The organism is Bacteroides gallinarum DSM 18171 = JCM 13658 (genome assembly GCF_000374365.1).
GTDB classification, from domain to species: domain Bacteria; phylum Bacteroidota; class Bacteroidia; order Bacteroidales; family Bacteroidaceae; genus Bacteroides; species Bacteroides gallinarum.
In genome coordinates, this window is the sequence record NZ_KB894202.1 from 1 (window position 1) to 7,422 (window position 7,422).

6 protein-coding genes are annotated in these 7,422 nt (G+C 50.6%); 3 read left to right on the forward strand and 3 right to left on the reverse strand.

Features of this window, described 5'->3' with window-relative positions:
* Positions 1–376 precede the first annotated feature (376 nt).
* The 3 genes from C233_RS0121810 to C233_RS0121820 form a co-directional block, all read right to left on the reverse strand.
* Positions 377–1,129, reverse strand: coding sequence for a LytR/AlgR family response regulator transcription factor (locus tag C233_RS0121810; protein ID WP_018669583.1), 753 nt, complete (start codon positions 1,127–1,129; stop codon positions 377–379).
* 128 nt (positions 1,130–1,257) lie between these two features.
* Positions 1,258–3,288, reverse strand: a complete 2,031-nt coding sequence (locus C233_RS0121815; RefSeq protein ID WP_018669584.1) for a tetratricopeptide repeat-containing sensor histidine kinase — start codon at positions 3,286–3,288, stop codon at positions 1,258–1,260.
* A gap of 13 nt (positions 3,289–3,301) precedes the next feature.
* Positions 3,302–4,399, reverse strand: a complete 1,098-nt coding sequence (locus tag C233_RS0121820; RefSeq protein WP_018669585.1) for a DUF2027 domain-containing protein — start codon at positions 4,397–4,399, stop codon at positions 3,302–3,304.
* A 406-nt stretch (positions 4,400–4,805) separates the two neighbouring features.
* Here C233_RS0121820 and C233_RS0121825 point away from each other — a divergent pair, with 406 nt between their 5' ends.
* The 3 genes from C233_RS0121825 (at position 4,806) to C233_RS0121835 (ending at position 7,323) form a co-directional block, all read left to right on the forward strand.
* On the forward strand, positions 4,806–6,035 hold the full coding sequence (locus C233_RS0121825) for an S-adenosylmethionine:tRNA ribosyltransferase-isomerase (protein ID WP_018669586.1): 1,230 nt from the start codon (positions 4,806–4,808) through the stop codon (positions 6,033–6,035).
* Positions 6,036–6,239: 204 nt separating this feature from the next.
* Complete coding sequence (locus tag C233_RS0121830) at positions 6,240–6,830, forward strand: ORF6N domain-containing protein (RefSeq protein WP_018669587.1); 591 nt, start codon at positions 6,240–6,242, stop codon at positions 6,828–6,830.
* Positions 6,820–7,323: an NUDIX hydrolase gene (locus C233_RS0121835; protein ID WP_018669588.1), complete on the forward strand. Its 504-nt coding sequence runs from the start codon at positions 6,820–6,822 to the stop codon at positions 7,321–7,323. Before C233_RS0121830 ends, C233_RS0121835 begins: the two co-directional genes overlap by 11 nt.
* Positions 7,324–7,422: the final 99 nt, after the last annotated feature.

The following is a 7,422-nucleotide window of genomic DNA, read 5'->3' on the forward strand; positions in this document are numbered from 1 at the left end:
ATCCTGTGGATTTTCTTTGGAATACATACGGCAAATGCCGTACTGATGATAGACAAGATCAGGAACAGGACGGTGAAAGCGGCATGATATGATTTTACAGGCAGAGGCAGAAGATGTCTTCAGACTTCTTCCCGAGCGTCATGTCTTGTAGGGTAAGATTGTGTGAGAAATTACAGGAATAGGACTATAAAAATGGCATATGAAGTGAGTATGCTCTATCATCTTCATATGCCATCTTGATTTTTAGGGACATTTACTGAATATCCCAACAACAGATAAAAGGGTGCCGGAACAACGTTCCGACACCCTTTTCCTGTCAGTCAATACCGTTAGAGTAATACGACATTAACTTCCCAAACCAGTTATTGGTCTACTTTCACAAGCAGAAACGATTTTGCAGTTCTTTCTTATATTTTTTCGAAACGAGCAGCTCGGTCACCTTGTCGAAGGGCGGATACAAGACACACTTATTATCCCTTATCAGCATCAGGTAATCGATATTGATAATATACGACTGGTGAATCTGCACGAAGCACGGCGAGTACAGCGTAATCTGCTCGGCAGTCATGCCCCGGCGCAAAGCCAGCGGCGGCTGGTTGTTCAAGATTACCTCCCACTGCTTGCGGTCGGAGCAATAACGGAAAAAACCTATCTCGCCCGGACGCAGGGCACGCATATCGTTGGTAGGAGTAAATACGATGAAAGTCTGCCCCGTATGCGCAGGGCTGCCTGCCGGCAACAGCACGCGCTGCCCCGTTTCGGCCGATTTTACGAAACGCGACAGGATATCCTTCAAGTCCTGTTCCTCGAAAGGCTTCAACAGATAGTCGAACGCAGCCTCCCGGATAGCCTGTATCATATACTTATCATACGCCGTATAAAATACAACCCGCATATTCCACGCTACGCAGTCGCGTATCTCCTGCAACAGCTCCAACCCGGTCATGTCCGGCATCTCCACATCCAGGAACAGCAAGTCGGGCTGTACCTTCGCAATCAGTTTCCTCCCCTTCTTGCCGTTGCGTGCAGTGCCTTGCAAAGAGAAACGGGTGTCTTTCTGCAATTCGAAGCTCAGATTTTCCAGCGACACCTCGTCATCATCTACTATAACGACCTTGTATTTGTCCATATTTCATGTTTTGTCCGGGCGAATATAAAAACTTTCTTGTTTTTATACAAAACTGCAAACGAAGAATTATAGACTATTCATTCATAATCCGTCCTATCGGCTTAAAATAAACGACTAACCGGTCATTCTTAGATTCTATAATCATACTTGTCGGGCAGCAGGAAAGTTACCTCGCATCCTATCTCGCCTCCGGGCAGCGTTACGTTGTGTATGGCGCCGTCAATCGCCTCCTTATTTTTCATATTCAAAATCTGGATAGTCTGCATAATGACCTTCATCCCCGTGCCCGTTCCCCTGTGCCGGCTGCCCGGGCGGTATCCGCCGCCGTTGTCCGTTATCCTGATGCAGATGCCCCCTTTCCGCCGGTCTACGGTAATCCACAAGTTGCGCTCGCCCTCCTTGTCGCGCAAGGCATGCTTCACGGCATTCTCCACCGGAATCTGAATCAGCATGGAGGGCAGCCACACCCGGTCGGGATACACATCTTCCGCAATCCGGATGTCCGGATGAAAAGCGTCGCCGAGCGAGCGGCGCTCCAGGTCGATATACGTCCCTACGAAATCCAGCTCCTCCGCCAGGGTAATGCACAACTGCTCCGCCAGCTCCAGGTTGCGCCGCATCAGCTTCACCAGCGATGCCAGTTCGTGCTTTTCACCCTCCTCGCGGCTTACCACCTCCTGGTTCAGCACGTTGAAAATGAAATGGGGAGACAAGCGGTTGCGGATATTCTCCAACCGGAGCGTAGAGACGGTGCGGCGGTTCTCGGCAAGCAGCAAATCGCGCTTCTTCCGGTTATACAGATAAAGAAAGACAGCTATCAGTAAGGCCACCGCAGCAATGGCAAAGGTTACAAGGCGGCTCTGTCTGAGCACCAACACCTCATTTTCCTGTTTCTGGAACAGCACTTTATGCGCCATTAGCGTAGAATCCTGCTGGTAGCGCAAGGTCAAGTCCGCAGTACGCATCCTTATGCGCTCGTTGCGGATAGAGTCGTCCAGGCGGTTGTTCTCCTTCAGGTAATAGTATGCCTGCTTGTAGTCGCCCGTCTCCTCATGGAACTGTTGCAAGTATTTATTACGGATATGTATCATATCCGGGTCTATCTCCGGCGACGCCTTGCTCGCGATGAGCAACTGCCGGGCGGCGGCAAGGTTCTTGCGTTGCAAAGCCAGCTCTATCCGCTGCGTATCGATATAATACAGTGCGGTGGTGGAGCCCATTTCCTCAAAGAAAGGGCGGCACAATTCCAGGTACTTGGCTGCCGAGTCCGGTTCGCTCTGTTGCAGGAAGCAGTCGCTCAAGTTCAGATAGCTCAGATTGAGCCCCCAGCGCATATCGGGATAATCTTTCACAAGGTCGGCAATCTTCCTGAAATAGCCGATTGCCGTAGCATAATCGCCCCGGTAATAATACGAATTTCCCCGGTTGTTCAGGTAGAAATGCTTTTCGTCGGGCAGCATGTCTTGATAGCTCTTTGCGGCGAGGTTGTAGTAATAGTCGCACTGCTCGTAATCGCGCAGCGTCATGTACCCCTGCGCCAATCCGTAGTAAATGGGGAATTTCTTGTCGGAAGGCACATTCAGCGAATCGCAAATCAGCAAGGCACGCCTGTACCAGAAAGCCCCCTTGTCCAGCCTGCCCAAATGGTTGTTGGCATCGGCAAGGTTCATCAGAATATCGGGGATATCCTCCACCTTCGTACCTCGCAGCCGTACCTCATAGGCATGCCGGAAGCATACCTCGGCAGAGTCCACATACCCCCGCCGCGAGTAGACATTGCCTTTCATATTCAGGCATTCGGACTGCAAATCGGCCAGTTGCGGCGAGAAAGGCTGCCTGCCGGTAAAGTCCTCCAACTGCCGGATAAGGAGCCGCGCCGAGTCGATATCGGAAGTGGCCAGGCAGGTTTTCAGGGCAACGGACAGGTAATTGTAGCGTACCAGGCTGTCTTTCGCCGTCTTCATCCTTTGCAACGCCTGCGTCCGCGTCCAGCGCGGGGCGGTTACAATGGAATCGACATGAGTATCGAAGAACGCCTCGAACGCCTGCATCTCGGAGACTTTGCCGCTGCCTTCCTTCCGCATGCAGGCATTCAGCACTGCCAGTCCTATGCCCAGCCACAAAACGAAGCGGATTTTACTTTTCAGACTTCCCCGCATACGCCGCACATCTTTACTTTATGGTAACCATGGTAGCCCCGAAACCGTATTCCTGGAAAGAGGCGTCCTGCGCCTTGCAAGCCGGGTATTTTCGTTTCAGCTCGTCCAGCAGCGCTTTGCGTAGCACTCCGTCGCCCTTGCCGTGGATAAAGACGATGCGCTGCTCGCGCTTATTCTTGTACTGCTCCATTACCTCGCGGAACTTATCCAACTGGTAATCCAGAATCTCGCTATTGCTCATGCCGCGGGTGTCGTCCAGCAGTTCGCCGATGTGTAAATCTACCTCGGCTATTTCATTCTTACCGCCCCGTTTGACGATTGTACGGGGTGCGGACGGGCTGTCCGCCGCTTTCTTCCGTATCAGGGCGTCCTGCAAATCTTCGGCCGAAACGTAGACTTGCCGGACGGGAACGTCGTTCTTTATCACATCGTACACCAAGGCAGGCGTTTCGAAAAAGTCGGTTTGCTGAAAGGTGTGCAGCTTATAGAATTTCACCGTATCGACGCGGATTTCCACATTGGCAACCGGTTTCATTGCAAACGGGCGGTTATCCTTAAAGGCAACCAACTGGACGGCTACGCGCTCCCTGTCGTTCAGTTCCGATTTCTCGAACTCCTCCAGCAGCAGCTTGGTATTCGGCTCTATCAGTCCGTGCGAACGGGCAGTCCAGGACTTGCCCTCGGCGCTCAGGTAGGTGTAATACATATAGTAGTTGCTGTCATTCACCAGATAGGCCTCGAACGGGGTGGTGCTCACCGCCTTGATGTCCTCCGGAACGAAAGCGAGGCAGACGTTCAGTATGTCGCCGCCTTTCATCTCGGGCTGGCGGTAGACGGATACCTGGGGTTTAACCGGGTGCTCCGCCCGGGGAGCGGGGGTTGCCGGAGCCGTGCGGATTGCCGGCTGTTCTTCGGATTTTTTCTTGGCGGCTTTCGAGGCCATAGTAGGGATATTGTAATCGTCCGTCTCAATCACCACGCATTCGCGTACGGGCATCGGAATATCGAAACCGTCGGCATCTTCTACCAGCACTATGTCTTTTCCTTGAAATCCCGTCACGACACCGCCGCCTACTTCGCTCAGGAAGCGTACTTTATCTCCAATCTTCATAATCTTCCGTTTCTGTTTTTTATAGTCATTACTTGCAATGCCGTTTTCGGCATCATTACTTTCGCAAAGTTAGAAATTATTTGATGATTATACGCAATAATGGGGAAGGCAAAATGGCAATCGGGAAATATCATTGCGGATGTGCTGTGCAAACCCGCCTCCTGTGCACACAGAAGTTCGTGCGCTTGCCATGCAATCTTGGCGCAAAAGTTTCATTTATAAGAATTAAAGTTTTATTCTTATAAACTAAAGTTTTATTCGTAAGAATTAAACTTCGATTCTTAGTTATACATGGCAGGCGGCATAGTTTGCCTGCCGTTCCGGTAAAACAATCATTAATTGCTTCCTTATAACCCAAATCTTCCTAAATATCCGTACCTTTGCACTCCGTTAAGAAAGCAAAAGAATGAAAGAAAGCCCCAAGCATATCAAAATCAGCGAATTCAGCTATCCGCTGCCCGACGAGCGGATTGCCAAGTTTCCGCTGCCCGTACGCGACCGTTCCAAGTTATTGCTGTATCGCCACGGCGAGGTGTCCGAGGATGTATTTACATCCTTGCCCGATTACTTGCCGGCAGACAGCCTGATGATTTTCAACAATACCAAGGTTATCCAGGCACGCCTGCACTTCCGCAAAGAGACGGGAGCGCTCATCGAGGTGTTCTGCCTGGAACCTGCCTTGCCCAACGACTATGCCCTCAATTTCCAGCAAACGGAGCATGCCGCATGGCTCTGCATGATAGGGAACCTGAAAAAATGGAAGGAGGGGGTGTTGAAGCGGGAAATGCTCGTAAAGGGCAAGCCGCTCACGCTGACCGCCGAACGGGGTGCCTGTCACGGAACCAGCCACCAGGTAGACTTCCGCTGGGATAACCCGGAGGTGACATTTGCCGATATTCTCGAGGTGTTCGGGGAGTTGCCCATTCCGCCTTACCTGAACAGACGGACGCAGGAGAGCGACAAGGAGACTTACCAGACCGTTTATTCGAAGGTAAAAGGCTCGGTGGCGGCTCCCACCGCCGGACTGCATTTTACTCCGCGTGTGCTGGATGCCCTGCGCGAGAAGGGAGTAGAGCTGGAAGAACTGACGTTGCACGTAGGAGCCGGTACTTTCAAGCCCGTCAAAAGTGAGGAGATAGAGGGGCACGAGATGCACACGGAATATATCTCCGTTAACCGCAGCACGCTGGAGAGGTTGATAGCCCACGGCGGAAAGGCTGTTGCGGTGGGAACGACATCCGTCCGCACGCTGGAGAGCCTTTACCACATAGGCGTCACTCTGCTGAATAATCCCGATGCCACAGAGGAGGAGTTGCACGTAAGGCAATGGCAACCGTACGAAATGACTCCCGAAGAGGCTGCCACGCCGGCTGCGGATGCTCTGCAGGCTATTACGGAGTACCTCGGAAGGCATGGTATGGAGACGTTGCACACCAGTACGCAGATTATCATCGCACCGGGATACGAGTATAAAATCGTGAAGGCTATGGTTACCAATTTCCACCAGCCGCAAAGCACGTTGCTGTTGCTTGTATCGGCGTTCCTGCATGGGGATTGGCGGAAGGTTTACGACTATGCGCTCGCCCATGATTTCCGGTTCTTGAGTTATGGCGATTCTTCTTTATTGATACCTTGACATGGTTTTATCAATGCTTTGAGGTTACTTTATCTCACTCGGACGATTGGTGCATTACAAAGGTGATGTTACTTTATCAATGTTTTGAGGTCATTTTATCAATACCTTAATGTCGCTTTATCAATATTTAATGTTACTTTATCAATACCTTGATTTAATCTATTAATCATATGGCACGATGCCTCCACCGATAAAACAGATACTATGGATAATGAATTAGTCGTCATCGAAAATAAGATATACGAGATACGCGGTACTAAAGTGATGCTGGACTTCGATTTGGCGGAACTTTACGGGATAGAGAACAGAACTCTTAAGCAGGCTGTAAGACGAAACATCGAGAGATTTCCCGAAGATTTCATGTTTCGGCTCCTCCCGGAAGAAGCTAACCGCCTGATTTCCACGGGGAGGTCACAAAATGTGATACCCCCCGGCTACAATATCGGCGCCACTACCTTGTTCGCTTTTACCGAAAGCGGCGTCGCCATGCTTTCATCCGTACTGCGAAGCCCGCTTGCCATTCAGGTGAACATCAATATCATGCGTACTTTCACCAAAATGCGGCAATTCATCCTTTCGCAGGCAGGCAACGAAGCAGCCACCAGGCAAGAGCTGGAAAGGATAAAACGGCAGCTCTCCGAAATAGCCGAGGACTTGGAAAGCAATGAACGCGACCACGAAACCCTATTTAATGCCATTGCCGAAATATCTTTAAAATTACAATTGAACCGTTCCAACCAAGACCGTATCACGGTAAAAGGATTTAGAAAAGACCCCGAACAAAATGAACAGTGACAACAATCAGGAAATGTTTCCCCTTGTCAATGAGCAAGGCAACATTACGGGTGCTGCCACCCGAGGCGAATGCCATAATGGAAGCAAACTTCTACACCCCGTGGTTCACCTGCATGTATTCAACTCCAAAGGAGAGTTATACCTGCAAAAACGCCCCGGCTGGAAGGACATACAACCCGGTAAATGGGATACGTCGGTAGGCGGGCATGTCGATTTAGGCGAAAGCGTGGAGATAGCCCTGAAACGGGAGGTGCGCGAAGAATTGGGGATAACCGATTTCGTACCGGAAGCTATAACCAACTACGTATTCGAGTCCGCCCGCGAGAAAGAGCTTGTCTTTGTACACAAAACCGTGTACGACGGCGAGATACATCCCAGCGACGAACTGGACGGCGGACGTTTCTGGAGCATAGCCGAAATCAGGGAGCATATGGGAAAAGGGGTATTCACCCCTAACTTCGAGCAGGAGATAGAGCGGATAAAGCTGATATAACAAAGGGATATTCAGTAAATGTCCCTAAAAATCAAGATGGCATATGAAGATGATAGAGCATACTCACTTCATATGCCATTTTTATAGTCCTATTCCTGT

Coding starts and splice junctions, on each gene's coding strand:
- C233_RS0121810 (WP_018669583.1), bottom strand. CDS start 1,129: ATGGACAAATACAAGGTCGTTATAGTAGATGATGACGAGGTGTCGCTG.
- C233_RS0121815 (WP_018669584.1), bottom strand. CDS start 3,288: ATGCGGGGAAGTCTGAAAAGTAAAATCCGCTTCGTTTTGTGGCTGGGC.
- C233_RS0121820 (WP_018669585.1), bottom strand. CDS start 4,399: ATGAAGATTGGAGATAAAGTACGCTTCCTGAGCGAAGTAGGCGGCGGT.
- C233_RS0121825 (WP_018669586.1), top strand. CDS start 4,806: ATGAAAGAAAGCCCCAAGCATATCAAAATCAGCGAATTCAGCTATCCG.
- C233_RS0121830 (WP_018669587.1), top strand. CDS start 6,240: ATGGATAATGAATTAGTCGTCATCGAAAATAAGATATACGAGATACGC.
- C233_RS0121835 (WP_018669588.1), top strand. CDS start 6,820: ATGAACAGTGACAACAATCAGGAAATGTTTCCCCTTGTCAATGAGCAA.